The organism is Streptomyces sp. NPDC012474, from assembly GCF_042955185.1.
In the GTDB taxonomy this organism is placed as follows: domain Bacteria; phylum Actinomycetota; class Actinomycetes; order Streptomycetales; family Streptomycetaceae; genus Streptomyces; species Streptomyces cahuitamycinicus.
In genome coordinates, this window is the sequence record NZ_JBIBEP010000011.1 from 127,946 (window position 1) to 154,617 (window position 26,672).

At 69.7% G+C, this 26,672-nt stretch carries 29 protein-coding genes; 24 read left to right on the top strand and 5 right to left on the bottom strand.

Annotation, left to right across the window (positions count from 1 at the left end):
* Positions 1-50: 50 nt before the first annotated feature.
* Positions 51-1,601, top strand: coding sequence for a signal recognition particle protein (gene ffh / locus ACFY9S_RS23990; protein WP_391131789.1), 1,551 nt, complete (start codon positions 51-53; stop codon positions 1,599-1,601).
* A 78-nt stretch (positions 1,602-1,679) separates the two neighbouring features.
* Here ffh and ACFY9S_RS23995 read toward each other — a convergent pair whose 3' ends face one another.
* Together ACFY9S_RS23995 and ACFY9S_RS24000 are read right to left on the bottom strand one after the other, a co-directional pair.
* Entirely contained in the window at positions 1,680-2,282 is a 603-nt protein-coding gene (locus ACFY9S_RS23995) for a hypothetical protein (protein WP_391131791.1), read from the bottom strand.
* 136 nt (positions 2,283-2,418) lie between these two features.
* On the bottom strand, positions 2,419-3,276 hold the full coding sequence (locus ACFY9S_RS24000; protein WP_391131793.1) for an SAM-dependent methyltransferase: 858 nt from the start codon (positions 3,274-3,276) through the stop codon (positions 2,419-2,421).
* A gap of 624 nt (positions 3,277-3,900) precedes the next feature.
* Between ACFY9S_RS24000 and ACFY9S_RS24005 the strand changes: the two genes are divergently transcribed.
* The 17 genes from ACFY9S_RS24005 (at position 3,901) to ACFY9S_RS24085 (ending at position 16,853) form a co-directional block, all read left to right on the top strand.
* A complete protein-coding gene (locus ACFY9S_RS24005) occupies positions 3,901-4,503 on the top strand; it encodes a hypothetical protein (protein ID WP_031107038.1) in 603 nt (200 codons plus the stop codon).
* 294 nt (positions 4,504-4,797) lie between these two features.
* Positions 4,798-5,217, top strand: a complete 420-nt coding sequence (rpsP, locus tag ACFY9S_RS24010) for a 30S ribosomal protein S16 (protein ID WP_102907158.1) — start codon at positions 4,798-4,800, stop codon at positions 5,215-5,217.
* A 2-nt stretch (positions 5,218-5,219) separates the two neighbouring features.
* Entirely contained in the window at positions 5,220-5,459 is a 240-nt protein-coding gene (locus ACFY9S_RS24015) for an RNA-binding protein (RefSeq protein ID WP_005479813.1), read from the top strand.
* An 81-nt stretch (positions 5,460-5,540) separates the two neighbouring features.
* Complete coding sequence (gene rimM, locus ACFY9S_RS24020; RefSeq protein ID WP_391131796.1) at positions 5,541-6,083, top strand: ribosome maturation factor RimM; 543 nt, start codon at positions 5,541-5,543, stop codon at positions 6,081-6,083.
* Positions 6,084-6,917 (top strand): tRNA (guanosine(37)-N1)-methyltransferase TrmD, encoded by an 834-nt coding sequence (trmD, locus tag ACFY9S_RS24025; protein WP_391131798.1) that lies wholly within the window; start codon positions 6,084-6,086, stop codon positions 6,915-6,917.
* Positions 6,918-7,052: 135 nt separating this feature from the next.
* The gene (gene rplS, locus ACFY9S_RS24030) at positions 7,053-7,403 is read left to right on the top strand and encodes a 50S ribosomal protein L19 (RefSeq protein ID WP_184988735.1); all 351 of its coding nucleotides are present in this window, start codon (positions 7,053-7,055) and stop codon (positions 7,401-7,403) included.
* A gap of 45 nt (positions 7,404-7,448) precedes the next feature.
* Complete coding sequence (gene lepB / locus ACFY9S_RS24035) at positions 7,449-8,174, top strand: signal peptidase I (RefSeq protein ID WP_391131800.1); 726 nt, start codon at positions 7,449-7,451, stop codon at positions 8,172-8,174.
* Entirely contained in the window at positions 8,167-9,258 is a 1,092-nt protein-coding gene (gene lepB / locus ACFY9S_RS24040) for a signal peptidase I (protein WP_391131802.1), read from the top strand. Before lepB (ACFY9S_RS24035) ends, lepB (ACFY9S_RS24040) begins: the two co-directional genes overlap by 8 nt.
* The gene (gene lepB / locus ACFY9S_RS24045; RefSeq protein WP_391131804.1) at positions 9,146-10,108 is read left to right on the top strand and encodes a signal peptidase I; all 963 of its coding nucleotides are present in this window, start codon (positions 9,146-9,148) and stop codon (positions 10,106-10,108) included. Before lepB (ACFY9S_RS24040) ends, lepB (ACFY9S_RS24045) begins: the two co-directional genes overlap by 113 nt.
* Before the next feature lie 51 nt (positions 10,109-10,159).
* The gene (gene lepB / locus ACFY9S_RS24050; protein ID WP_391131806.1) at positions 10,160-10,939 is read left to right on the top strand and encodes a signal peptidase I; all 780 of its coding nucleotides are present in this window, start codon (positions 10,160-10,162) and stop codon (positions 10,937-10,939) included.
* Positions 10,929-11,453 carry an NUDIX domain-containing protein gene (locus ACFY9S_RS24055; RefSeq protein ID WP_391131808.1) on the top strand — a complete coding sequence of 175 codons (525 nt, stop codon included), beginning with the start codon at positions 10,929-10,931 and terminating at the stop codon, positions 11,451-11,453. Before lepB (ACFY9S_RS24050) ends, ACFY9S_RS24055 begins: the two co-directional genes overlap by 11 nt.
* Before the next feature lie 56 nt (positions 11,454-11,509).
* On the top strand, positions 11,510-11,818 hold the full coding sequence (locus ACFY9S_RS24060) for a DUF2469 domain-containing protein (protein WP_003993268.1): 309 nt from the start codon (positions 11,510-11,512) through the stop codon (positions 11,816-11,818).
* Positions 11,819-11,903: 85 nt separating this feature from the next.
* Positions 11,904-12,305, top strand: coding sequence for a YraN family protein (locus ACFY9S_RS24065; RefSeq protein WP_391131980.1), 402 nt, complete (start codon positions 11,904-11,906; stop codon positions 12,303-12,305).
* Entirely contained in the window at positions 12,306-13,931 is a 1,626-nt protein-coding gene (locus tag ACFY9S_RS24070) for an ATP-binding protein (protein ID WP_391131810.1), read from the top strand. It abuts the gene before it with no gap.
* Positions 13,928-15,088 carry a DNA-processing protein DprA gene (dprA, locus tag ACFY9S_RS24075; protein ID WP_391131812.1) on the top strand — a complete coding sequence of 387 codons (1,161 nt, stop codon included), beginning with the start codon at positions 13,928-13,930 and terminating at the stop codon, positions 15,086-15,088. The genes ACFY9S_RS24070 and dprA overlap by 4 nt, the downstream gene beginning before the upstream one ends.
* Before the next feature lie 271 nt (positions 15,089-15,359).
* Entirely contained in the window at positions 15,360-16,202 is an 843-nt protein-coding gene (whiG, locus tag ACFY9S_RS24080; protein WP_102907147.1) for an RNA polymerase sigma factor WhiG, read from the top strand.
* Between the two features lie 93 nt (positions 16,203-16,295).
* Positions 16,296-16,853 (top strand): TetR family transcriptional regulator, encoded by a 558-nt coding sequence (locus ACFY9S_RS24085; protein ID WP_391131982.1) that lies wholly within the window; start codon positions 16,296-16,298, stop codon positions 16,851-16,853.
* Between the two features lie 145 nt (positions 16,854-16,998).
* Here the strand turns inward: ACFY9S_RS24085 and ACFY9S_RS24090 are convergent, their stop codons facing one another.
* Positions 16,999-17,586, bottom strand: coding sequence for a peptidoglycan DD-metalloendopeptidase family protein (locus ACFY9S_RS24090; RefSeq protein ID WP_391131814.1), 588 nt, complete (start codon positions 17,584-17,586; stop codon positions 16,999-17,001).
* A 273-nt stretch (positions 17,587-17,859) separates the two neighbouring features.
* On the opposite strand from ACFY9S_RS24090, the gene rpsB reads away from it, so the two are divergent.
* From rpsB to ACFY9S_RS24120, 6 genes are all read left to right on the top strand, one after another.
* Complete coding sequence (gene rpsB, locus ACFY9S_RS24095) at positions 17,860-18,834, top strand: 30S ribosomal protein S2 (protein ID WP_391131816.1); 975 nt, start codon at positions 17,860-17,862, stop codon at positions 18,832-18,834.
* Between the two features lie 185 nt (positions 18,835-19,019).
* Entirely contained in the window at positions 19,020-19,856 is an 837-nt protein-coding gene (gene tsf / locus ACFY9S_RS24100) for a translation elongation factor Ts (RefSeq protein ID WP_031103424.1), read from the top strand.
* A gap of 184 nt (positions 19,857-20,040) precedes the next feature.
* The gene (gene pyrH, locus ACFY9S_RS24105; RefSeq protein WP_391131818.1) at positions 20,041-20,796 is read left to right on the top strand and encodes a UMP kinase; all 756 of its coding nucleotides are present in this window, start codon (positions 20,041-20,043) and stop codon (positions 20,794-20,796) included.
* 164 nt (positions 20,797-20,960) lie between these two features.
* Entirely contained in the window at positions 20,961-21,518 is a 558-nt protein-coding gene (gene frr / locus ACFY9S_RS24110; RefSeq protein WP_031120910.1) for a ribosome recycling factor, read from the top strand.
* Positions 21,518-22,645 (top strand): phosphatidate cytidylyltransferase, encoded by a 1,128-nt coding sequence (locus ACFY9S_RS24115; RefSeq protein WP_391131820.1) that lies wholly within the window; start codon positions 21,518-21,520, stop codon positions 22,643-22,645. Before frr ends, ACFY9S_RS24115 begins: the two co-directional genes overlap by 1 nt.
* A gap of 115 nt (positions 22,646-22,760) precedes the next feature.
* Positions 22,761-23,210 (top strand): SRPBCC family protein, encoded by a 450-nt coding sequence (locus ACFY9S_RS24120; RefSeq protein ID WP_391131822.1) that lies wholly within the window; start codon positions 22,761-22,763, stop codon positions 23,208-23,210.
* A gap of 269 nt (positions 23,211-23,479) precedes the next feature.
* Here ACFY9S_RS24120 and ACFY9S_RS24125 read toward each other — a convergent pair whose 3' ends face one another.
* Both ACFY9S_RS24125 and murJ read right to left on the bottom strand, forming a co-directional pair.
* Entirely contained in the window at positions 23,480-24,325 is an 846-nt protein-coding gene (locus ACFY9S_RS24125; protein ID WP_391131824.1) for a DUF3626 domain-containing protein, read from the bottom strand.
* Positions 24,326-24,664: 339 nt separating this feature from the next.
* The gene (murJ, locus tag ACFY9S_RS24130; protein ID WP_391131826.1) at positions 24,665-26,347 is read right to left on the bottom strand and encodes a murein biosynthesis integral membrane protein MurJ; all 1,683 of its coding nucleotides are present in this window, start codon (positions 26,345-26,347) and stop codon (positions 24,665-24,667) included.
* Positions 26,348-26,672: the final 325 nt, after the last annotated feature.

Here is a 26,672-nt window from a genome sequence, read left to right on the forward strand (position 1 = left end):
ACCCTGGAGGGCGATTCCCTTAGCCACCGACCCCGAGGACCGCGAGCGCCGTGTTCGATACTCTTTCCGATCGCCTCTCAGCGACCTTCAAGAACCTGCGCGGCAAGGGACGGCTCTCCGAGGCGGACATCGACGCCACGGCGCGCGAGATCCGGATCGCGCTCCTTGAGGCGGACGTGGCCCTTCCGGTCGTCCGGACGTTCATCAAGAATGTCAAGGAGCGTGCCCTCGGTGCCGAGGTCAGCAAGGCGCTGAACCCGGCCCAGCAGGTCCTCAAGATCGTCAACGAGGAACTGGTCACCATCCTCGGCGGCGAGACCCGGCGTCTGCGCTTCGCCAAGCAGCCCCCCACCGTGATCATGCTGGCGGGTCTGCAGGGTGCCGGTAAGACCACCCTCGCGGGCAAGCTCGGCCGCTGGCTCAAGGAGCAGGGCCACTCGCCGCTGCTCGTCGCCTGTGACCTCCAGCGCCCCAACGCCGTGAACCAGCTCAGCGTCGTCGCCGAGCGCGCCGGTGTCGCGGTCTACGCCCCCGAGCCGGGCAACGGCGTCGGTGACCCGGTCAAGGTCGCCAAGGACTCCATCGAGCACGCCAAGTCGAAGGTCCACGACATCGTGATCGTGGACACCGCCGGCCGCCTCGGCATCGACCAGGAGATGATGCAGCAGGCCGCGGACATCCGCGACGCCGTCTCTCCGGACGAGATCCTGTTCGTCGTCGACGCGATGATCGGCCAGGACGCCGTCAACACCGCCGAGGCCTTCCGCGACGGCGTGGGCTTCGACGGCGTGGTGCTCTCCAAGCTCGACGGTGACGCCCGCGGTGGTGCGGCCCTGTCGATCCGGCAGATCACCGGCAAGCCGATCATGTTCGCGTCGAACGGCGAGAAGCTCGACGACTTCGACGCCTTCCACCCTGACCGGATGGCCTCCCGCATCCTCGACATGGGTGACCTGCTCACCCTGATCGAGCAGGCGGAGAAGACGTTCAGCCAGGAAGAGGCCGAGAAGATGGCCTCCAAGCTGGCGTCCAAGAAGGGCCAGGACTTCACCCTGGACGATTTCCTGGCCCAGATGGAGCAGGTCCGCAAGATGGGCTCGATCTCCAAGCTGCTCGGCATGCTGCCGGGCATGGGCCAGATGAAGGACCAGATCAACAACCTCGACGAGCGGGACGTCGACCGCACGGCCGCCATCATCAAGTCGATGACCCCGGCCGAGCGCCAGGAGCCGACGATCATCAACGGCTCGCGCCGCGCCCGTATCGCCAAGGGTTCCGGCGTCGAGGTCAGCGCGGTCAAGAACCTGGTCGAGCGGTTCTTCGAGGCCCGCAAGATGATGTCCCGGATGGCCCAGGGCGGCGGCATGCCCGGGATGCCGGGGATGCCCGGCATGGGTGGCGGCCCCGGGCGGGCGAAGAAGAAGCAGAAGCAGGCCAAGGGCAAGCAGCGCTCCGGCAACCCGATGAAGCGCAAGCAGCAGGAGCAGGAGGAGGCCGCACGCCGGGCCGCCGCGGCCGAGGGCGGCGGCGCCTTCGGACTCCCGCAGCAGGGCGGCAAGGACTTCGAACTCCCCGACGAGTTCAAGAAGTTCATGGGCTGACGTCCCGTCCGAACCGCACTGAGGGCGCCCCCCCTGACCAGGAGGGCGCCCTCAGTGGTTGTGCCGGCGGCTCGCCGGTCAGCCGTTCGGGAACTTCCAGATGAACGGCTCGCCGTCCTCCTCGGACCAGTGGACCTCGACGCTCTTGGCGTTCGCCGGGATCACGTACGTCTCGCAGAAGACATGGCTCTCGCCCTGCTTCCAACTGTCGACGTCGTACGGGTCCTCACAGCCCGCCGCATCCTCGGACGCGCCGATCAGGACGGTGCCGCGCTGCCCGTCGGCGAAGACCGTGGTGCCGTCGTGCACGTCGGAACCGTCGGTGAGGGCGGGCCCGCTCTTGTGCGTGTACTTCAGGTGCGCGACGGCCAGCACCTTGCCCTTCACCTTGTCGGGCTCCGAGACGGCCTTCGCCGCCTCCGCCTCGGTGCCCACGTCGACCTTCTGCGCCAGCACCTCGTAGGTGACCTTGCCCGGGTCCTCCGCGACCTTGCCCGTCGCGCTCTCGCCGGTCCCCATCTCGCCGCCGGAGGTGGGCTCCGGCGACGGGGAGGACTTGGCCTGGGCGGTGCCCGCGCTCTTCGCGTCGGCGGTGTCGTCGCCGCCCCCGCAGGCGGTGAGCGTCAGAGCGAGGACGGCGACGGGCGCGACGAGACGCAGCGCGGTCTGGTGGTGCGGCACAGCAACTCCTGTATGCAGATGTGTAGATCACTCGAGCGGTGGATCACATTAGGCGTTCATGATCTACTTGGTGAAATCAAAAGCACCCCATGGTGCTTTCTTCACACCATTCACACCTGCATCGGAAACCCGTTCATCAGGGAGTCCGGGCGATCAGATACCGGAACACATTCGGCATCCACACCGTGCCGTCCTGCCGCCGGTGCGGATGCAGGGCCTCGGTCAGCTCCTTGTCCACCTGCACCTGGTCCGTCGCCGTCATCGCCGCGTCGAACAGGCCTGTCGACTTCAGGCCGCGCACCGCGCTGTCCACATCGGCGTAACCGAAGGGGCACGCCACCCGCCCCGAACCGTCCGGCCTGAGCCCGGCCCGCTGGGCGACGTCCTCCAGATCGTCGCGGCAGGCCGGACGCCAGCTGCCCGAGGCGCGCAGCGGCTCCGCCAGCTTCGTGGCCACCCGCATCACGGACGCCGTGGCGCAGCGCTCCGGCGGACCCCAGCCGGCCAGCACCACGGCGGCACCGCGCTGCGTGAGCGGAGTCGCCTCCGCGAGCAGCCCGCCCAGGCCCTCCGAGTCGCCCGCCAGGCAGCCGATCGGCTCGAAAGCGGTCACCAGGGTGTAGCCGGGAGCGCCGGGCACCGCGGTGTCCCGGGGTGAGCCGTCGACCAGCCGCCGGGCGTCCTGGCCCGACCGCGTGCCCGGCGTCCCGGGAAGCAGCCGCTCCCGTGCCAGGGCCATTCTTTCGGGAGAAGCGTCGACACCGGTGACCGCCGCTCCCCGGACGACGGCCATCAGCAGGGAGAGTCCGGAACCGCAGCCGAGGCCGAGCAGCCGCGTGGCCGGACCCACTTCCAGTCGCTCGTAGACGGCCTCGTAGAGCGGTACGAGCATCCGCTCCTGGATCTCGGACCAGTCACGCGCGCGTGCACGCAGGTCCACGCGGGGTGCGGCCCCCGCGTGAGGCAGGTGCTGCCGCACGAGCGTAGGTGTCATAAGTAAGCGCCCCAATCCGCCGAGAGTTGCCTCTTGCCCGATTCCATGGCCCCCGTGACAGTGCGCTCGCACTACCCCCGTATGCCAGGAAACTCCCCCCTCGACCTGTCGTCCAGTGGAATGCGGCAGGGCTTATGAGTTGTCATGTGCCTATGGCGAGATTTCACATTCCGGCAACCTGGGCCCGTCCGTCCCGCCATGGCCGAGGCACCCGTTCTCACTCCGTCCGGTCGCCGAGGGCGGGGCGGTGCCGGACGCCGACGACATCCCCGGTAACGTCGCGGTCGTCGCACCCGCTTGCTGATGTGTCGCACGCGCTGACCGCGTGAGGCGCAAGGCGGCCGAAACCCCTCTTGCGTCCCGCGCCGCTGGTGCCCCGGCGTGCGGATGTCCACTACGCGCCGATGCGGCGGGCGGCCCGAAGGGCCTCGTCTGAGGGCGGTGCGGGAGACGGGCGGGCGTACGCGGGACTACGCACCACCTTGTGGTGAGCTGCGTGGCTTCTCCACAGATCAGCGCACCCGCCCTCGTCGGGACGCATCAGAGGCAACTGACGGGTACGTGCAAATTATTTGGGATGGCCCGGAATCGGAACACTGAGGCACCCCGGCTCGTTGTCATTACGTGAGCACGACACAGACACCACCTGTTCTCGCCGCAGAGCTGGCACAGGCGTGGGCCGACATTCAGCGGTACCACCCCGAGCTGCCCGACCTTGCCGCGCCAGAGTCCCTGATCGGGGAGTCGTCGTCCGCGTGCGGTCACGAACTCTCCTTCGAGCGACTGCTCCATGAGGCAGTCCATGGCATCGCCGCCTCGCGCGGCGTCCGCGACACCTCCCGTGCCGGCCGCTACCACAACCGCAGATTCCTCGCGATCGCCGAGGAGCTGGGCCTGGACCACCCCGAGGAACCGCACCCCAGCAGCGGCTTCTCCCTGGTCACGCTCACCCCCGAGGCGAAGCGGCGCTACCGCCCGACGATGGAGCGTCTCCAGCGCGCCCTGAAGGCGCACACCGCCGCGACCTCCTCCGACACCTCCCGCACCTTCCGAGGGCCGGCCGCCCGGCACGGCTCCTCCGGCGGCGGCGTCCGCGTCAAGGCGGTGTGCGACTGCGGCCGCAACGTGCGGGTCGTCCCGTCGGTCCTCGCCCAGGCCCCGATCGTCTGCGGCGGCTGCGGCAAGCCGTTCCGGATCCCGGACGTCGTCGGAGCGGTAGCGAGCTGAGGCCCTCCACCGGCATCTCGTGGCTGCCGGTCGTCGGCGCAGGGCTCGAGCCGTGTCGCGCACCCGTCGTGCCTCACCACCACGCCGGGTGCGCCGTCGGCATGCCCGCGCACCGGAGCAGGCCCCCGGCCCGGAGCGGCCCCCGGGGTGTGGCACAATGGCTAGCTGTACTCGACAGCCGCACAGGAACCCTCTCGCCTCCGGCTGACGCGTCCATCGGGCACTCGGGTACCGCAACCCCACGCGGCATCTCCGCCGTGCCCAACCACGTCAAAACCAGGAGAACCCACTCCCGTGGCAGTCAAGATCAAGCTGAAGCGTCTGGGCAAGATCCGTTCGCCTCACTACCGCATCGTCGTCGCCGACTCCCGTACCCGCCGTGACGGCCGGGCCATCGAGGAGATCGGCAAGTACCACCCGACGTACAACCCGTCGGTGATGGAGGTCGACGCCGAGCGTGTGGCGTACTGGCTCGGTGTCGGCGCGCAGCCGACCGAGCCCGTGATGGCCATCCTCAAGAAGACCGGCGACTGGCAGAAGTTCAAGGGCGAGCCCGCCCCGGCTCCGCTGCTGACGCAGCCGGAGAAGGCCGCGCGTCCGTCGTTCGAGGCCATCGGCGGCGACGACGAGGGCAAGGGTGAGGCGATCACCCAGAAGAAGAAGGCTGAGAAGAAGGACGACGCCGCCGCTGAGTCCGCTTCGACCGAGGCCTGAGCATGCTCGAGGAGGCTCTCGAGCACCTCGTGAAGGGCATCGTCGACAACCCTGACGATGTGCAGGTCGCCTCGCGCGACCTGCGCCGCGGTCGCGTGCTCGAGGTCCGGGTCCACCCGGACGACCTCGGCAAGGTGATCGGCCGCAACGGCCGCACCGCACGCGCCCTGCGTACCGTCGTGGGCGCCATCGGCGGTCGCGGAGTCCGCGTCGACCTCGTCGACGTGGATCACGTCCGCTGACGCTTATCGCAACCGGCTCGGGCCGGGGAGGGCCTGAGGGCCGTCCCCGGCCCGTCGCTGTATGACAGGAGACTTGGACACGTGCAGCTGGTAGTCGCACGGATCGGCCGTGCCCATGGCATCAAGGGTGAGGTCACCGTCGAGGTACGGACCGACGAGCCGGAGCTGAGGCTCGCCCCCGGTGCCGTGCTCGCCACCGATCCCGCCACCACGGGACCGCTCACCATCGAGACGGGCCGCGTCCACAGCGGCCGCCTCCTGCTGCGCTTCGAGGGCGTCAGCGACCGCAGCGGCGCCGAGGCTCTGCGCAACACGCTCCTGATCGCCGAGGTCGATCCCGAGGAACGCCCCGAGGACGACGACGAGTACTACGACCACCAGCTCATCGACCTCGACGTGGTCACCGCGGACGGCACCGAGGTCGGCCGGATCACGGAGATCTCCCACCTGCCCTCGCAGGACCTGTTCATCGTGGAGCGCCCCGACGGCGGTGAGGTGCTGATCCCCTTCGTCGAGGAGATCGTCACCGAGATCGACCTGGAGGAGCAGAGGGCCGTCATCACCCCGCCGCCCGGCCTGATCGACGACCGTGCCGAGATCGCGTCCAGCCGGGAAGAGCCGTAGATGCGCCTCGACGTCGTCACGATCTTCCCCGAGTACCTGGAACCGCTGAACGTCTCCCTCGTCGGCAAGGCGCGCGCGCGGGGACAGCTGGACGTGCACGTCCACGACCTGCGCGCGTGGACCTACGACCGCCACAACACCGTCGACGACACCCCGTACGGCGGCGGGCCCGGCATGGTCATGAAGACCGGGCCATGGGGGGACGCGCTGGACTCCGTCCTGGCCGACGGCTACGAGACGGGCTCCCGGGCGCCCGCCCTCATCGTGCCCACGCCCAGCGGCCGCCCCTTCACCCAGGAACTCGCCGTCCACCTCTCCGAGCGCCCCTGGCTGATCTTCACGCCGGCCCGCTACGAGGGCATCGACCGCCGCGTCGTCGACGAGTACGCGACACGGATGCCGGTCTACGAGGTGTCCATCGGCGACTACGTGCTGGCCGGCGGCGAGGCGGCCGTCCTCGTCGTCACGGAGGCCGTGGCGCGGCTGCTGCCCGGGGTCCTGGGCAACGCCGAGTCCCACCGGGACGACTCCTTCGCGCCCGGCGCGATGGCGAGCCTGCTGGAGGGGCCCGTCTACACCAAGCCGCCCGAGTGGCGCGGCCGGGACATCCCCGACGTGCTGCTCAGCGGCCACCACGGGAAGATCGCCCGCTGGCGCCGCGACGAGGCCCTCAAGCGCACCACCGCCCACCGGCCCGACCTCATCGAGCGGTGCGACCCCGAGGCCTTCGACAAGAAGGACCGCGAGATGCTCTCCATCCTCGGCTGGGCACCCGACCCGGCGGGGGAGCCGTACGGCCGATTTTGGCGCAGGACCGACGGCGTGGAAGAATAGCCAGCTGTTGTGCGTCCGTCCGGCGTGCGCCCCTGCCACAGGGGGAGACGACGTCCGCCCCGACCGCACACACCTGATCCCGAAACACCTAGTTTCCGTTGATGACCTGTGGCATCAGCGAGGAAAGCAGACGAAATGTCTCACCTGCTCGACACCGTCGACTCCGCGTCGCTGCGCAGCGACGTCCCCGCCTTCCGCCCGGGCGACACGGTCAACGTCCACGTCCGCGTCATCGAGGGCAATCGCTCCCGTGTGCAGCAGTTCAAGGGCGTCGTGATCCGCCGCCAGGGATCCGGCGTGCGCGAGTCCTTCACGGTCCGCAAGGTCTCCTTCTCCGTCGGCGTCGAGCGCACCTTCCCGGTGCACACCCCGATCGTGGAGAAGATCGAGCTCGTCACCAAGGGTGATGTCCGCCGCGCCAAGCTTTACTACCTGCGCGAGCTTCGCGGCAAGGCCGCGAAGATCAAGGAGAAGCGCGAGAACTGAGCGCTCTCCGGGGTTCACGCCGGGGCCGGATAGCATCTGGCTCCGATGGACACCGAAGCACAGCCGACGGAGCGCGACCGCTCCTCCCGCCCTTCCGCATCCGAGGGAACCACCTCGGAGGCCGCAGGGTCGGAGGACCGGTCGCGTTTCGCGTTGGTGTCGCGTGTCAGTGCCTGGATCCCGGGCGGCCGGATCACTCTCACCCTGCTCGTCTGTCTGCTTTTCCTGCTGCTGCTCAGCACGTTCGTGCTGCGCCCGTTCCAGATCCCCAGCGGATCCATGGAGCAGGGATTGAGGATCGGGGACCGGGTTCTCGTAAATAAGTTGGCGTACCGTTTCGGTGCCGTGCCGCAGCGGGGAGACATCGTCGTGTTCGACGGGACCGGGTACTTCGGGCACGCGGACTACATCAAACGCGTTGCCGGTGTGGGGGGAGACCGCGTGGTCTGCTGCGACAGGGAGGGGAGGATCCAGGTGAACGGCCGGCCGGTTGACGAGTCGGGCTTCCTGTATCCCGGCGACAGTCCGTCCGCCGTGCCCTTCGACGTCGTCGTGCCCGGCGGCACCCTGTTCGTCCTCGGCGACCACCGCAGCCACTCCAGCGACTCCCGCGACCACCTCGGCTCGCCGGGCGGCGGCATGATCCCCGTCGACGACGTCATCGGACGCGCCGACTGGATCATCTGGCCCTTCGGCCACGCCACCCGGCTGCACCGCCCCGACGCCTACGCGCGCGTGCCCGCCGCCGGAAGGGCGGGCGCCCATGGGTAACCGCGGCAAACCGCGTGGCGTCCCCGCGAGCCCAGCGGAGAACCTGCTGCCCACCGGCGCCCGGCGCGCCGCCGGCGCCTCCAGTGGCCGGACACGCGCCGAGCGGCGCAAGCTCCAGCGCAAGGTCAAGCGGCGCCGCAGGCGCGGTGCCGTCAAGGAGATACCGCTCCTCGTGGGCGTGGCCGTCCTGATAGCGCTCGTGCTGAAGACGTTCCTCGTGCAGGCCTTCGTCATCCCGTCCGGCTCCATGGAGCAGACGATCCAGATCGGCGACCGCGTCCTGGTCGACAAACTCACCCCGTGGTTCGGCTCGAAGCCGCAGCGCGGGGACGTCGTCGTCTTCAAGGACCCCGGCGGCTGGCTCCAGGACGAGCAGCCCACCACGCAGAAGGCCGACCCCGTCGTCATCAAGCAGGTCAAGGAAGGGCTCACCTTCATCGGCCTGCTGCCGTCCGAGAACGAGAAGGACCTCATCAAGCGGGTCGTCGGCGTCGGCGGCGACCGCGTCCAGTGCTGCGACACGCAGGGGCGCGTGACCGTCAACGGCGTCCCGCTGGTCGAGGACTACCTGTATCCCGGCATCGCCCCGTCCGACACGCCGTTCGACATCACCGTCCCCCAGGGGCGGCTGTGGGTGATGGGCGACCACCGGAACAACTCCGCGGACTCCCGCGCCCACCAGGACACCGACTACGGGGGCACCGTCTCCGAGGACGAGGTGGTGGGCCGCGCCATGGTCATCGCCTGGCCCTTCGGGCACTGGAACATGCTGGAGGAACCGAATACGTACGCCTCCGTGTCCGACTCGGCCCCCGGGTCGACCGCCGCTCCCGGACTGTCGCATAGGGTTGCCCCTTACGATTCGAACGGAACGATCCAGCTCCCGACCCCTGCGGAACTCCCGCTCGTTATGGGAGTGGTGGGCCTGCGCCGTGTGTGGGGCAGGCGGCGGCACAGAGTGAGGAGTTGGCGTGGGGGATGTGGCGGTTGGCGCACGGTCCGGACACGACGGCGAGGAGCATCGCGGACACCCCGCGGAATCCGCCGTCCCGGCCGCGGACAGCGCCGTGACCTCCGGGAGTGACTCCGGGGCAGCCGAGGACGGCAGGGTGACGGGCGAACACACGACAGCCGATGACGAGGGGCCGGGCGGACCGACCCGGACACCGAAGAAGCCGCGCTCCTTCTGGAAGGAGCTGCCCATTCTGATCGGTATCGCGCTGGTGCTGGCGCTGCTGATCAAGACCTTCCTGGTGCAGGCCTTCTCCATCCCCTCCGACTCGATGCAGAACACCCTCCAGCAGGGTGACCGCGTCCTGGTCGACAAACTCACCCCCTGGTTCGGCTCCGAGCCCGAGCGCGGCGAGGTCGTGGTCTTCCACGACCCGGACAACTGGCTGGCCGGTGAGCCGACCACGGACCCGAACGCCCTGCAGACCTTCCTCAGCTGGATCGGCCTCATGCCGTCCGCGGAGGAGAAGGACCTCATCAAGCGTGTCATCGGTGTCGGCGGTGACACCATCGAGTGCAAGGGCACCGGCCCGCTCACGGTGAACGGCAAGGCACTGGACGAGCGCTCCTACGTCTACGCGGGCAACACGCCGTGCAGCGCCGACGACCAGGGCGGCCAGTTCAAGGTGAAGCTCCCCGAGGGCTACATCTGGGTCATGGGCGACCACCGGCAGAACTCGCGGGACTCCCGCTACAACCAGTCCGACAAGAACCACGGCATGGTTCCGGTGAAGGACGTCGTCGGACGCGCCGTCGTCGTCGCCTGGCCGATCAACCGCTGGGGCACCCTGCCGGTGCCGGACACCTTCGACCAGTCCGGTCTGAACGCCCAGCCGAACGCGGCGGGCCTGCCGGTCGCGCCGCAGGGGATCGCGCTCCTCGGTGTGGTGCCGGTGGTGCTCTGGCGTCGCCGGAAGCAGTGATCCCGGCCATGGGCTGACCCTGGCCGGTACCCCCCGGTAGGGTGCGGACCCATGGGTGGCGAGAGCATGACGCACACGGCCCCGCGCAGCGGCGGCTCAGGGACGGGCCCGGTGGGCAGCCGGACCGGACAGCGGTTGTCCGGACTGGCCGTCGCACTGGGCCTTGTGCTGTTCCTCGGCGGATTCGCCTGGGGAGCGGTGGTCTACCGGCCGTACACCGTCCCCACCAGTTCGATGACACCGACGATCGACGCGGGCGACAGGATCCTGGCGCAGCGCGTCGACGGCGGCGAGGTGCGCCGCGGCGACGTCGTCGTCTTCAAGGACGCGACCTGGGCCAACGCGCCCATGGTCAAGCGCGTGGTCGCCGTCGGCGGAGACACGGTCTCCTGCTGCCAGGACGGCAGGCTCAAGGTCAACGGCAAGGAAATCGACGAAACGTACCTGCCCAAGGGCACACCGGCCGAGATGAGCAACTTCCCGACCGTGACCGTCCCCAAGGGCCGCCTCTTCCTGCTCGGCGACGAGCGTGGCAACTCCGTGGACTCCACCGCCCACCTGACCGACGCCGCCAGCGGCACGGTGGCGCGTACCGCCGTGGACGCACGCGTCGACGCCGTCGTCTGGCCCATGAAGGGCATGCTGGAGCGCCCCACCGGCTTCGAGGCGCTCAGCACCCTCTCCTCACCCGGCCCGCTGCGGACGATCACCCTCCTTGTGATCGCCGGCGCCGTGCTCGTCCTGGGCGGAGGCGCCTACGGGCCCGTCGCCAAGCGCGCGGGCGCGGCCCGGGCCCGGCGGGGGAGTGCGGAGCCCACCGGTGCCCGCTGAGGCCGCGGAAACGGGCGAGGACACCTACGCGGGCGGGCTGCGCAAGGTCGCCCGGGTCGTGCTGCTCGACCCGCAGGACCGCATCCTGCTCCTCCACGGGCACGAGCCGGACGATCCGGCCGACGACTGGTGGTTCACCCCCGGCGGGGGTGTGGAGGGCGACGAGACCCGTGAGCAGGCCGCCCTGCGGGAACTCGCCGAGGAGACGGGCATCACCGAGGTCGAGCTCGGCCCGGTGCTGTGGCGGCGCAGGTGCTCCTTCCCCTTCGCCGGACGCCGCTGGGACCAGGACGAGTGGTACTACCTGGCCCGCACGGACCGTACGGAGGTGGCCGCCACCGGGCTGACCGAGCTGGAACGGCGCAGTGTCGCCGGAGCGCGCTGGTGGACGTGTCCGGAACTGAGCCGGGCACATGAGACGGTGTATCCGACCAGACTCGCCGGGCTGCTGCGCACGCTGCTCGACGAAGGTCCCCCGGCCAGGCCTGTGATCCTTGACCCGGAAATCGTCTAGGGGCTCACGGGACTGGCGCACAATGGGGGGATCGCACGGCTGAAGGGGAACATGCCATGAGCGCCGAGGACCTCGAAAAGTACGAGACCGAGATGGAGCTGAAGCTCTACCGGGAGTACCGCGATGTCGTCGGTCTGTTCAAATACGTGATCGAGACCGAACGGCGCTTCTACCTGACCAATGACTACGAGATGCAGGTGCACTCGGTCCAGGGTGAGGTGTTCTTCGAGGTGTCCATGGCGGATGCCTGGGTGTGGGACATGTACCGGCCGGCCCGGTTCGTGAAGCAGGTCCGGGTCCTCACGTTCAAGGACGTGAACATTGAGGAGCTGAACAAGAGCGACCTGGAGCTGCCGAGCGGGTGAAGCCCACCCGGCCACCCCGAAGGGTGACGAGGTTGTCCACAGTCGCCGAGCTGTCCACCAAGATCCACTTCGCGGCGGCGGGCGGCTGATCGTTGGCACCGGAGGTGGTGCCGACATGACCGCATATCTGGCACGCAGTGCCCTGGGCAAGTACGGGGAGAGCCTGGCCGCACGGCGGCTGGCCGAGACAGGTCTGGCGATCCTGGAGCGCAACTGGCGCTCCGGCCGGACCGGCGAGATCGACATCGTGGCCAGGGACGGGGACGTCCTGGTCGTCTGCGAGGTGAAGACCCGCAGGCAGGGCCCCTTCGAGCATCCGATGGCGGCCGTGACCCCCCAGAAGGCGGAGCGGCTGCGGGACCTGGCCGAGCGGTGGATCCAGGCCCACGGAGGCGCACCGCCCGGCGGAGTCCGCATCGACCTGGTCGGCGTGCTGCTGCCCGCCCGCGGCGCCGCCGTGGTCGAGCATGTGCGGGGGGTGGCCTGAATGGCATTCGCCCGTACGTGTTCGGTCGCGCTGGTGGGCGTCGAGGGCGTGGTCGTCGAGGTCCAGGCGGACCTGGAACCGGGCGTCGCGGCCTTCACCCTGGTGGGGCTGCCCGACAAGAGCCTCACGGAGAGCCGGGACCGGGTACGCGCAGCGGTCGTCAACTCGGGCGCGGCCTGGCCGCAGAAGAAGCTCACCGTCGGCCTCAGCCCGGCCTCCGTGCCGAAGTCCGGCAGCGGTTTCGACCTGGCCATCGCGGCGGCGGTCCTCGGCGCGGCGGAGCGCATCGACCCGCGCGTCCTCGCCGACATCGTGATGATCGGCGAACTCGGGCTGGACGGTCGGGTGCGGCCGGTGCGCGGAGTGCTGCCGGCGGTCCTGGCCGCGGCCGGTGCCGGGTACGAGCAGGTGGTGGTGCCGGAGTGCGCCGCCGTCGAGGCGTCCCTCGTGCCCGGCGTGTCGGTGCTCGGCGTCCGCAGCCTGCGGCAGCTGATCGCCATCCTGGCCGACGAACCGGTGCCCGACGAGGATCCGGACGAGCAGGGCCGCCCGGACCCCCTGCTCGCCGGGCTGCGCATGCCGGGGACCGGCGCGGCCACGGGCATGTCCAGCGTCGGCGCTGCCCAGCACGACCACGGCCATGACCTGGCCGACGTCGTCGGGCAGACCTCGGCGCGCACAGCGGTGGAGGTGGCCGCGGCGGGCGGGCACCATCTCTTCCTCGAAGGACCGCCCGGCGCCGGGAAGACGATGCTCGCCGAGCGGCTGCCGACCGTCCTGCCCCGGCTCGGCCGGCAGGAGTCGCTGGAGGTCACCGCGGTCCACTCGGTGGCGGGCCTGCTGCCCCCGGGCAAGCCGCTGATCGACGTCGCCCCCTACTGCGCCCCGCACCACTCGGCCACCATGCAGGCACTCGTCGGCGGTGGCCCGGGCGTCGCCCGGCCCGGCGCGGTGTCGTTGTCCCATCGTGGGGTGCTGTTCCTGGACGAGACGCCGGAATTCAGCAGTCACGTCCTGGACGCGCTGCGGCAGCCGCTGGAGGCGGGGCACGTCGTGATCGCGCGCAGTGCGGGAGTCGTGCGCTTCCCCGCGAAGTTCCTCATGGTGCTCGCGGCCAATCCCTGCCCGTGCGGCCGGTTCTCACAGCGAGACGACCTGTGCGAGTGCCCGCCCTCGGCCATCCGCCGCTATCAGGCCAGGCTCTCCGGCCCGCTGCTCGACCGGGTCGACCTGCGTGTCGAGGTGGACCGCGTCACCCGCACCCAGCTGACCGCCTCCGGCGCCGGAGGCGAGTCGACCGCGACGGTCGCCGACCGGGTGAGGGCCGCCCGGGAACGGGCCTCGGGCCGCCTCGCCGGCACCCCCTGGTGCACGAACAGCGAGGTGCCGGGCCGCGAACTGCGCGACCGCTGGTACGCCGTGCCGGGCGCGATGGACGAGGCCGAGCGGAACCTGGAGCGGGGTGTCCTCACCGTCCGCGGCCTCGATCGCGTCCTGCGGGTGGCCTGGACCGTCGCCGATCTCGTCGGCCACGACCGACCCGACGCCACGGACGTCGCCCTCGCGCTCCAGCTGCGCACCGGAGTGCCGCGAGGCGTCCCCATGGCGATCGGGGCGCTGACATGAGCGTCACCGGTGAACCGGGCGGTGAGCTGCTGGGCCGGGTCCTGCTCACCCGGGTCATCGAGCCCGGCGACGAGGCCGGCGGGCGGTGGGTCCGGGAGCTCGGCATCGGGGAGGTGGTGCGGCGGCTCGCGAAGGGCGGGCCCCCGCTGCCGGGTGTGAGCGGGACACGGTGGGCCGGGCTGGTGGCCAGGGCACAGGCCGCCCGGCCGCGACGGGATCTGGAGGCCGCCCGGGACGCCGGAGTGCGGTTCGTGTCTCCCGGGGACGCCGAGTGGCCGGGGCAGCTCGACGATCTCGGGGATGCACGGCCTCTGGGGCTGTGGGTGCGCGGGCGGCCCAGTCTGCGGATGTGGGCGCTGAGGTCGGTCGCCGTGGTCGGCGCCCGGGCCTGCACCGAGTACGGGGCGCACATGGCCGCGACCCTCGCCGCCGGCCTCGCGGAGCAGGGCTGGGTCGTGGTGTCCGGCGGCGCCTACGGAGTCGACGGTGCCGCCCATCGCGGAGCGCTCGGAGCCGGCGGCGCCACCGTCGCCGTCCTCGCCTGCGGCGTCGACCGGCCCTACCCCCGCGGCCACACCCGGCTGATCAACAGGATCGCCGAACAGGGGTTGGTGATCGGCGAGTTGCCACCCGGTGATCACCCGACACCGAGCCGGTTCATCCTGCGGAACAGACTGATCGCCGCACTCACCCGCGGCACGGTCGTCGTCGAGGCCGCCCACCGCAGCGGCTCCCTGGTCACCGCGCGGGCGGCACAGCGCCTCGGCCGGCACACGATGGGCGTGCCGGGGCCCGCCACCAGCGGGCTCTCCGCCGGCGTGCACGATCTGCTGCGCGGGGAGGCCGTCCTGGTCACCGACGTCGCGGACGTCGTCGAACTGGTCGGCGAGATCGGGGAGCTGGCCCCCGACCGGCGCGGTCCCGTCCTGCCCCGGGACCTGCTGGAACCGGCCACCCGGCAGGTACTCGCGGCACTGCCCGGGCGTGGGGTGGCCCGACCGGACGAGATCGCTCGCTCCGCACAGACCGCACAGGACGACGCGATCGCGAGACTGTACGAACTCCGAGCACTCGGTTACGTCGAACGACACGGCGACGGCTGGAAGTTGACACGCCAGGCGGTGATGTCGGTCCGCGACGGCCGCGGGCCGGGCTGACCGTGCCCGTTCGGCCGTCCGGGGGAATCCCGACAACCCTTGGAAATGCGCCCAGTTGAGCCTTCGGGTGATCACACCGGGCCACCGCCACGCCCCGGCGGGACGTCCTCGGGAACGCATCTGCGCCCGCCTTGGCCTCCTTCCTTCGCGCACCGCGACTCCGCAGTCACGCTACGCTCACGAGGATCCCGACACGGACAGGCAACTCGACATCAGACAGACAGCTCATCTCAGCAGCACCACTCCGCAGCAGAACGGCACAAGGCGACGAATGCCCCAGCACACCTCCGGGTCCGACCGGGCGGCGATCCCCCCAGCCGCCCGTGACGGTGGCAGCGTGCGGCCGCCCGCTCCCTCGACGCTCGACGAGCTGTGGCGGTCGTACAAGGCGACGGGGGACGAGCGGCTGCGGGAGCAGCTGATCCTGCACTACTCGCCGCTCGTCAAGTACGTCGCGGGACGGGTCAGCGTGGGCCTGCCGTCCAACGTCGAGCAGGCGGACTTCGTCTCGTCCGGAGTGTTCGGACTGATCGACGCGATCGAGAAGTTCGACGTCGACCGCGAGATCAAGTTCGAGACGTACGCGATCACCCGGATCCGTGGCGCGATGATCGACGAACTCCGGGCGCTGGACTGGATCCCCCGCTCGGTGCGGCAGAAGGCGCGCAACGTCGAGCGTGCGTACGCCACGCTGGAGGCCCGGCTGCGGCGGACCCCGAGCGAGGGCGAGGTGGCCTCCGAGATGGGCATCGCCGTCGAGGAACTCCACGCGGTCTTCAGCCAGTTGTCGCTGGCCAACGTGGTGGCCCTGGAGGAGCTGCTGCACGGGAGTGGTGAGGGCGGCGACGGGCTCAGCGTCATGGACACGCTGGAGGACACCACCGCCGACAACCCCGTCGAGGTCGCCGAGGACCGGGAGCTCAGGAGGTTCCTGGCCAGGGCGATCAACACGCTGCCCGACCGGGAGAAGACCGTGGTCACGCTGTACTACTACGAGGGCCTTACCCTGGCCGAGATCGGGAACGTGCTGGGTGTGACCGAGAGCCGGGTCAGCCAGATCCACACCAAGTCGGTGCTGCAGCTGAGAGCGAAGCTGGCGAGCTTCGGCCGCTGACCAGGCCGGATGCCCTCGGTTCGGCATCAACCACTCCCGCACGGCGGGCCGCGTCCGTAGAGTGTTGACGTGCCAAGGATTCGAGCGGCCTCCGTGGCCGAGCACCGGTCGATGCAGCGAGCCGCCCTGCTGGACGCGGCTCGTTCCTTGTTGTCCGAGGGCGGTACGGAGGCGCTGACCTTCCCGGCCCTCGCCGAGCGGACGGGCCTCGCGCGATCGTCCGTCTACGAGTACTTCCGGTCGCGGGCGGCCGTGGTCGAGGAGCTGTGCGAGGTCGACTTCCCGGTCTGGGCGGCGGACGTGTCGGCGGCGATGGAGCGGGCCGGCACGGCCGAGGCCAAGGTCGAGGCGTATGTACGGCAGCAACTGGAGCTGGTCGGGGACCGGAGGCACCGGGCCGTGGTCGCGATCTCCGCGAGTGAGCTGGACGCGGGAGCGCGGGAGAAGATCAGGGCGGCGCACGGCGGACTGGTCGCGATGATCGTCGAGGCGCTGGGCGAGCTGGGGCATGCGCAGCCCCGGCTGGCGGCGATGCTGTTGCAGGGGGTCGTGGACGTGGCCGTGCGGAGGATCGAGCTGGGAGCCGCGGAGGAACCGGCCGCCATTGTCGATGCGGCGGTTTCCATGGCTCTGCGGGGGGTCCGGGGCTAGGAGGCGCCGTCCCGTAGCCGGGGGTGGGTCCGGGGCTAGGAGTACCCCTCCCGCAGCCGGCCGGGGGTTGCCGGCAGGGCAACCCGTGTCGGCCCGAAGGGCACGCCCACCTGCGGAAAGTCAGGGCACGCCCACCTGCGGAAAGTCAGGCGAGCGGCAGCAGCCTCGACGGGCCTGTGTGCAGGAGCCATGGCGGCAGCAGCGACAGCGGGTTCAAGTACACCGTGCCGCGCCGCAGTCCCCAGTGGACGCACGGGGCCGCCGTGCAGTGTGAGCCGCTGGCGTCCACCGTGCCGATCACCTCGCCCGGTTCCACCTCCTCGCCCTCCTCGACCGTCGCCGTCACCGGTTCGTACGTCGTGCGCAAGGGCGGATCGCCCGTCCCCGTGAGGTCCACCGAGACGACTCCCTTGCCGGCCACCCGGCCCGCGAAGGAGACGCGGCCCGCGGTCACCGCTCGAACCGGTGTGCCCGCGGGCGCTGCCAGGTCCACCCCGCGATGGCCGGGGCCGTAGGGCGTAGCCGGGGGCTCCCAGCCCCGCAGGACCCGGGGGCGCGAGCCGACGGGCCAGGTGCGGCCGATCGCCGGCACGGTGGCGTCCGCGGGGGGCGCGTCCGCGGGGGGCGCGTCCGCCGCGAACAGCGGTGGTGGCGGGGCCAGCAGGGCCGCCGCCGTGACGATCAGCAGCAGGATCAGGCGCGCACACAGGCGTGCACATCGGTTCGCTCGCATGCGGAAAGCGTCCCGGAGCGCCGGTGCCGCCGCTCCCGGCTGTGGGCGGGTGCGCGGTTGTGGACAACGGCGTCACCCGGCACCCCACGGGTCCCGTACACTTCTGGTGGCGACCCGAGCCATCGGGTCGACTTCGCACGCCCCGACACGAACCCCGGCAACGGGCCCGTGTCAGCGCCCCTCGGTCCCTAGTGGAACGGCGCGCAGTGGGCGTCAGGCGCGGAGGCCGTCCGGCGTCCGCGGCACAACCGAGAAAATCAAGGAGATACGGCCATGGCCGTCGTCACGATGCGGGAGCTGCTGGAAAGCGGCGTCCACTTCGGTCACCAGACCCGTCGTTGGAACCCGAAGATGAAGCGCTTCATCTTCACGGAGCGCAACGGCATCTACATCATCGACCTGCTCCAGTCGCTGTCGTACATCGACCGCGCCTTCGAGTTCGTCAAGGAGACCGTCGCCCACGGCGGCACGGTCATGTTCGTCGGCACGAAGAAGCAGGCGCAGGAGGCCATCGCCGAGCAGGCCACCCGCGTCGGCATGCCCTTCGTCAACCAGCGCTGGCTGGGCGGCATGCTCACCAACTTCTCGACCGTCTACAAGCGCCTGCAGCGCCTGAAGGAGCTCGAGCAGATCGACTTCGAGGACGTGGCCGCTTCCGGCCTCACCAAGAAGGAGCTGCTGGTCCTCTCCCGCGAGAAGGCCAAGCTGGAGAAGACCCTCGGCGGTATCCGCGAGATGTCCAAGGTGCCCAGCGCCGTCTGGATCGTGGACACCAAGAAGGAGCACATCGCCGTTGGTGAGGCCCGGAAGCTGAACATCCCGGTCGTCGCGATCCTCGACACCAACTGCGACCCCGACGAGGTCGACTACAAGATCCCGGGCAACGACGACGCGATCCGCTCCGTCACCCTGCTCACCCGTGTGATCGCTGACGCGGTCGCCGAGGGCCTCATCTCCCGCTCCGGTGTCGCCACCGAGGGCAAGGGCGACAAGGCCGCGGGCGAGCCGCTGGCCGCGTGGGAGCGCGACCTGCTCGAGGGCGAGAAGAAGGCCGACGAGGCCCCCGCCGCCGAGGCTGCTCCGGCCGCCGAGGCTGCTCCGGCCGCTGAGGCCGCCCCCGCTGCTGAGGCTGCTCCGGCCGCCGAGGCTGCCCCCGCCGCTGAGGCTGCTCCGGCCGACGAGGCCCCCGCTGCCGAGGGCGAGAAGCCGGCCGAGGGCGAGAAGCCGGCCGAGGCCGAGCAGGCCTGACCCGTCAGTCCCGTGGTGACGGCGGGAGCGGTACCGCATCCACCAGCGCCCTCGGCGCGGTGAAGTCCGCTCCCGCCGTTCACCCGTAGGTCAGCGGAAGGACAGCGCCCTCCGGCTCCATTTGGAGGGCGCATCCGCAGCGCAGATCTTCGATCTTCCAGACTTCGAGAGAGATTCACAGACTCATGGCGAACTACACCGCCGCCGACGTCAAGAAGCTCCGTGAGCTCACGGGCGCCGGCATGATGGACTGCAAGAAGGCGCTGGACGAGGCCGAGGGCAACGTCGAGAAGGCCGTCGAGGCGCTCCGCATCAAGGGCCAGAAGGGCGTCGCCAAGCGCGAGGGCCGTTCCGCCGAGAACGGTGCCGTCGTCTCGATCATCGCCGACGACAACTCCTCCGGTGTCCTCGTCGAGCTGAAGTGCGAGACGGACTTCGTCGCCAAGGGTGACAAGTTCCAGGCCGTGGCCAAGACCATCGCCGAGCACGTCGCCAAGACCTCCCCGGCCGACCTGGAGGCCCTGCTCGCCTCCGAGATCGAGGCCGGCAAGACCGTCCAGGCGTTCGTCGACGAGGCCAACGCCAACCTGGGCGAGAAGATCGTCCTGGACCGCTTCGCGCAGTACGCCGACGGCTTCGTGACGGCGTACATGCACCGCACGATGCCCGACCTGCCCCCGCAGATCGGTGTCCTCGTCGAGCTGGACAAGCCGAACGCGGAGATCGCCAAGGGCGTCGCCCAGCACATCGCCGCCTTCGCGCCGAAGTACCTCTCCAAGGAGGACGTGCCGGCCGAGGTCGTCGAGTCCGAGCGCCGCGTCGCCGAGGAGACCACCCGCGCCGAGGGCAAGCCCGAGGCCGCCCTGCCGAAGATCGTCGAGGGTCGCCTCAACGGCTTCTTCAAGGACGCCACGCTGCTCGGCCAGCCGTACGCGCTCGACAACAAGAAGTCCGTCCAGAAGGTCCTGGACGAGGCCGGTGTCACCCTGAAGCGCTTCACGCGCATCAAGGTCGGCATCTGAGTCCGTACCGCGCTCGACGCCCGACCCCGATAAGGTCGACAGCAGTCGTCCGCGTACGCCGTCGCATGGGTGGCGGACGACAGCAGATCTGACAAGGAGGCCATTGCCGTATGGGATGCGAAACACGCCCCACCGGCAATGGCCTTCTTGGTATGTGCAACACGTGAAAGAGGCGGGATCCCCCATGACCAAGGCCCAGAAGAGCGACGACGGCAAAGTGCGCGGCCGGTTTCTGCTGAAGCTGTCCGGAGAGGCCTTCTCCGGCGGCGGCGGCCTTGGCGTCGACCCCGACGTGGTGCACAAGATCGCCCGCGAGATCGCGGCCGTCGTGCGCGACGGTGCGGAGATCGCGATCGTCATCGGCGGCGGCAACTTCTTCCGCGGCGCCGAACTCCAGCAGCGCGGCATGGACCGGGCCCGCTCCGACTACATGGGCATGCTCGGCACCGTCATGAACTGCCTCGCCCTCCAGGACTTCCTGGAGAAGGAGGGCGTGGACTGCCGCGTGCAGACCGCCATCACCATGGGCCAGGTCGCCGAGCCGTACATCCCGCTGCGCGCCGTACGGCACCTGGAGAAGGGCCGTGTGGTGATCTTCGGCGCCGGGATGGGCATGCCGTACTTCTCCACCGACACCACCGCCGCCCAGCGCGCCCTGGAGATCGACGCCGAGGCGCTGCTGATGGGCAAGAACGGCGTGGACGGGGTCTACGACTCCGACCCGAAGACCAACCCGGACGCGGTGAAGTTCGACCACCTCGGCTACGGCGAGGTCATCACGCGCGATCTGAAGGTCGCCGACGCCACGGCCGTGACGCTGTGCCGCGACAACAAGCTCCCGATCGTCGTCTTCGAGCTGCTGGCGGAGGGCAACATCGCACGCGCCGTCAAGGGTGAGAAGATCGGCACGCTGGTGGGGGACCCCGGCAGCCGGGACTGAGACCCGAGAACCACCCCGTCCGGGGGACGGACGGGACGGAGCCGGGCCGGGGGATGGACAATGTCCCGCCGGTCGGGAACCGTTCAGAAGAAGACGCGACGCAGCCGGCCGCCGCCCCACATGGAACCGCAGCCGGGCCTACTCAAGACACGCAGGAGCAAGTGGTGATCGAAGAGACCCTCCTCGAGGCCGAGGAGAAGATGGAGAAGGCCGTCGTGGTCGCCAAGGAGGACTTCGCCGCGATCCGCACCGGCCGTGCGCACCCGGCGATGTTCAACAAGATCGTGGCCGACTACTACGGCGCGCCGACGCCGATCAACCAGCTGGCCTCGTTCTCCGTGCCCGAGCCGCGTATGGCCGTGGTGACCCCCTTCGACAAGAGCGCGCTGCGCAACATCGAGCAGGCGATCCGCGACTCCGACCTGGGCGTCAACCCGAGCAACGACGGCAACATCATCCGGGTGGTGTTCCCCGAGCTCACCGAGGAGCGCCGCCGCGAGTACATCAAGGTCGCCAAGAGCAAGGGTGAGGACGCCAAGGTCTCCATCCGCTCCGTGCGCCGCAAGGCCAAGGACGCCATCGACAAGCTGATCAAGGACGGCGAGGTCGGCGAGGACGAGGGCCGCCGTGCGGAGAAGGAGCTCGACGACACCACCGCGAAGTACGTCGCGCAGGTGGACGAGCTCCTGAAGCACAAGGAAGCGGAGCTGCTCGAGGTCTGATGAACGACTCTTCCTGGGGGGCGCCGCCACAGGCCGGGTACTGGGGACCCACTGACCAAGGGCATGGTCAGGGGCACATCCAGGGACCCGGCCCCGGGCACGTCCAAGGGGCCGCCCCGGCGGGTCCCGCATACGATGCGTATGAAGCGCCTCAGACTCGCCCCATGCCCATCGTGCCCGACGTGACCGACTTCGGCGGAAACCAGGATGACGACCGGGGAGCTGCTCGGCTGAGCGGCACCCCGGTCCGGAACGACACGAATCCGGAGCCCATGCCCGACGCCTCGCAGCCGGCGCCCAAGCCGCCGAAGAAGAGCGCGGGTCGCGACCTGAGCGCCGCGATAGGGGTCGGTGTCGGGCTGGGCGCGGTGATCGTCGCGTCGCTGTTCGTCGTCAAGGCCGTCTTCGTCGGTGTCGTCGCGGTCGCCGTCGTGGTCGGCCTCTGGGAGCTGACCAAGCGGCTGGAGGAACGCAAGGGCATCCGGGCGCCGCTCGTGCCGCTCGCGCTCGGCGGGGCGGCGATGGTCGTCGCCGGGTACGTCCGGGGCGCCGAGGGCGCGTGGGTGGCGATGGCGCTCACAGCACTGGCCGTCCTGGTCTGGCGCATGACGGAACCGCCCGAGAACTACCTGAGGGACGTCACCGCGGGCGTCTTCGCGGCGTTCTACGTGCCGTTCCTGGCGACCTTCGTAGCGATGATGCTGACCGCGGACGACGGACCGCGGCGGGTGCTCACCTTCCTGCTGCTCACGGTCGTCAGCGACACCGGGGCCTACGCCGTCGGCTGGCGGTTCGGCCGGCACAAGCTCGCCCCGCGCATCAGCCCCGGCAAGACCCGCGAGGGCCTGCTCGGTGCGGTCTCCTTCGCCATGGTCGCGGGGGCCCTGTGCATGCAGTTCCTCATCGAGGACGGTGCCTGGTGGCAGGGACTGGTGCTGGGCCTCGCGGTCGCGGTCACCGCCACGCTCGGCGACCTCGGCGAGTCCATGATCAAGCGGGACCTCGGCATCAAGGACATGGGCACGCTGCTGCCGGGCCACGGCGGCATCATGGACCGGCTCGACTCGCTGCTGCCCACGGCTCCGGTGGTGTGGCTGCTGTTCGTGGTGTTCGTCGGGTCGGGCTGAGACGACCTCGTCGACGAGCCCCTGCCCTGATGGGCAGGGGCTCGCTGTCGTCTCGGGGAGACGCCCGGGGGCCTGAAGTGGGACGATTCAGATGTACCTCCCAAAGGAGGCCATCATGGCCATCATCCGAGAGAGCATCGATGTCGACCGCCGTCCGGAGGAGGTCTACCAGTACGTCATGGACCCTCAGCGCATGCCGGAGTGGCAGCTGAGCGCCGTCTCCGCGGAGCGCCTCGACGAAGGGCCCGTCGGCGTCGGCACCCAGGTCCGGGTGACCCGGCACGTCGGCCGTCGTGTCATGCCGATGACCATGGAGGTCACCGAGTACGACCCGCCGCACAGCTGGGGCATGCGCGGCGTCGACGGCCCCGTCCGGGCGCAGGTGCACGGCGAGGTCGAACCGTACGACGAGGGCCGGCGCTCCCATGTCACCATCGACATCGACTTCGAGGGCCACGGCATGGGCAAGGTCCTGGTCCCCCTCGTGGTACGCCCCCAGGTCCGCAAGGAACTACCGCGCAACGAGCAGCTCCTCAAGGACCGGCTGGAGGAGCCGGGCGGGTAGATGCCACCGCAGTGGCTCTGAGGGCATCACCGTCGGACTGACCGAGCACGGCTGAAGGCTGCCGAAGGAATCATGGACCCAACGGTGGCCTGAGTGTGGCTTCCCGACCGGATACTGCCCGCGCTGGGCCGGCTGCCTCGCCGCCCTCAGAGCTACCGAATACCGCCCTACTAGTAGCCCGGGTCGCAGTCCGAGTCGTGATTCCTTGGCAGCCAGCCAGCCAGCCAGCCAGCCAGCCAGCCGGTCCGGCCCCGAGGTGGCACTGCTACTCAGCAGGCGGTGCGCACTCCGAAGCGCGCCAGACAGTGCCAGACCTTCTTGAGTTCCTGAAGGTCATAACGGCCTGTTCGGGCTGCATCCCCGATTACTTTGGGGTTTAGTAGGTCATCAACGGCGATCTCAGTACCCAGGTCAACGTATTCCTGTCCCCGGTAGCTTGAGTGACGTCGTAGTTCAGCCACGCTGAGCCTGAAGCCTGGATGCCATTCGATGGGGCACGCGAGGCGATGAGCTGCGAATTCAACCTCTGTGCCGCGATAGCTGGGGTCCAGCACCAGCGCCTCGACGTCACAGCCGAACCTGACCAGTCCGTGGATCTGTGCCTCAATGTGACAGTCCAGGACGTCCAACTCGCTTGCCTCCGCCAGTTCGATAAGCGAGCAGCGGTCGGCGTTGCCGAAGTCGGAAGGCCCGGTGGAACTGTCCGGGTAGCAGAACGTGGTGCGTCTCAGGGTCTCGGTGTTGAGTCTGAAGTACGAAGAGCCGAACCGCGGTGCACCACCGACCGGATCACGGCGGTAGTTCAGCGCACCGTATACGGGGCGTTGGTCAGCCGGGGCCTCGTCGTACGCACCGCCGAAGATGCGGTTCTCCCAGCGCCACCGGTCTCCACCAGGATGAGCGGTTAGACCACCGTTGCTCGTGCCTGTCGTGAACTGTGACCGGTACACGCCGTCTTCCGCCATTTGCGCCAGGACGAGACGATCTCCTGCGGGACGATCGGGATGAAAGTGCATCGTCACCCGGAGGTCCCCAGCGAGCGGCTCTCCTTTACATGAAGCCGCGACATGTTGCAAAGCCTTTTCCTGCAGCGAAACGACGATGTCAGCACCCATGCGTGGAGTGTGCACGGACGGCACTGCTCAACGCACGTCAGTTTGTGAGACAGGGCTGCCTTGCCCGAAGTCCATGGGTCTCAGCATCAGGCATAACCCGATGGCTGTTCGCCGGAAAGCTCGGCGTCTCGGACCGGGGCTCTTGCCGACCGCAATACCGCCGTCTCCCGCTGGTGGCCGACGTGCCTGCCTGCCTCCATCCTTGCCGCCCTCACCGGACCCAGTATCGACAACGCGATGGACTGGGCGAACTTCGTCAAGCGCAACTGGACGGACTGCAAAGCCAGCCGCAGGAAGGACCGCCCATGAAGCACGCCTCCTTGCAGCGCCTGCCCGGACTCAACGCATCCCTGGCAGGCGACGGAGCTCGTTGACCTTCATCAGCCGGGCAAGAAGGAGGTACGCCAGGGCTGTAGCGAGCGTCCCGGCAGCCAATGCGACGGCTGTAGGCCACGTTCCATCTCCCAGACCAGCGCACGTACGCGCTGCGGCCCAGCCCAGCCCAGCAGCCGGGCCCGCGGCGCAAAACAGTTTCACGTAGGTGCGGCGCACGCCGCCGTCGTCGATACGACCTCCCAGCCGCCTGCGTAGCAGGAACGCGGTGAGCGCGAGGCCGGCCACGTAGGAGAGGGTGTAGGCCCCGGCCATGCCCACCACCGCCCAGCGGGCGGGCAACAGCAGATGACAGGCCGTGACCAGGGCGATGTTCACGCCCGCTATCCACGCAGCCATGAAGAACGGCGTGCGCGTGTCCTCGAATGCGTAGAAGCCGCGCAGCAGCAGGTACTGGGCAGAGAACGGGACAAGCCCGAGCCCGAAGGCCTGCAGCATGTAGCCCAACGGACGGACCGAGGCGGCGTCGGCCGCTCCGTGGGCGAACAGCAGCGAGGCAATCTGCGGGCCCAGGGCGAGGAAGAGGAAAGCGGCAGGCACGATGACCACCCCGCTGATCCGCAGCGCCCGGGACAAATCCGTGCGCAGATCCGGGATGCGTCCCTCGGCGACGGCCCGGCTCATGCGCGGCAGCAGGGCCGTGACCAGGGACACGGTCACGATCGATTGCGGCAGCATCCAGATGGTCTGCGCGTAGGTGTAGGCCGAGTAGCCCGCGCCGGCCTGGGGCAGTTCCTGGTCGGCGGCGTTGGCGTAGTTCGTGACCACGGTCAGGGCAACTTGGTTGGCCAGGACGAACAGCAGCGTCCACTTCGCCGCGTGGACGCTCTTGCCCAGGCCGGTGCCCCTCCAGTCGAACCGCGGCCGGAACCGGAAACCCGCCGCCCTCGCGAACGGGATCAGAGCCAGAGCCTGTACGGCGATGCCAACTGTCGTCCCGATCCCCAGCAGCCGCACCTGGCCGGCGGTGATGTCCTCAACCCGGTCGGGCACCGTCATCAGCCCCAGGTAGGCGGCGAACATGCCGACCAGCACCACATTGTTCAGCACCGGCGCCCACATCATCGCGCCGAACTTCTCGCGGGCGTTCAACACCTGCCCGTAGATGCTGAACAGGCCGTAGAAGAAGATCTGCGGCAGCAGGAACCGGGCGAACGTCACCGTCAGTCGAAACGCATCATGACTGTCGGGAGTGTCCCGCATGTACAGGCCCACGATCTGCGGCGCCGCCCACACCGCCAGCGCCGTCCCCACGCCCAGCACGCACACCACGAGCGTGACCAGACGCTGCTCGTAGGCCCGCCCGCCGTCGGGCTGCGTCGTCCGGGCCCGCACCAGCTGCGGCACCAGCACAGCATTGAGCGCACCACCGATCAGCAGCGTGTACAGGCTCGTCGGCACGGTGTTCGCAGTGTTGTACGTACTGGCCAGCAGGCCCGTGCCCAGCGCCGCGGCCTGCAGCACCTGACGGATCAGCCCCGTCGCCCGTGACACCACCGTGCCAAGAGCCATCAGCAAGGATGAACGAGCCAGCCCGCCCTTGTCCTTTTTCCGCCGGACGGCATGCCGCCCCCTCGTCTGCTGCTCCTGCGGCATGGTCTGCGCCGCGGAGTTCGCCCCCTCCACCATGCCGTCAACCTATGTCCCAAGGTCTCAGGGCCCCAATTCGCTTGCCTGACCCGACAGTTCATTGCACCGTCGGCACGAGCTGGTGCTCAATAGGTCCGGAACCGGCGAGGCCGGCCGAGCCGCAGTCTGGCGGACCTGGCCAACAGGCCGCATGTCTTCTGAGCCGGGTACCCTCGGCTGCATGGCGCCGACTGAAGGGGAACACACCATCCCGCGACTGGCCCGGCGCATCATCGCTGCAACAGAGGCTCGAGACGCAGTTGCGCCGGTTTACCCGGAGTACGGACAGACACCCGGCACCGGGGCGGCGTGAACACGCCCCGCC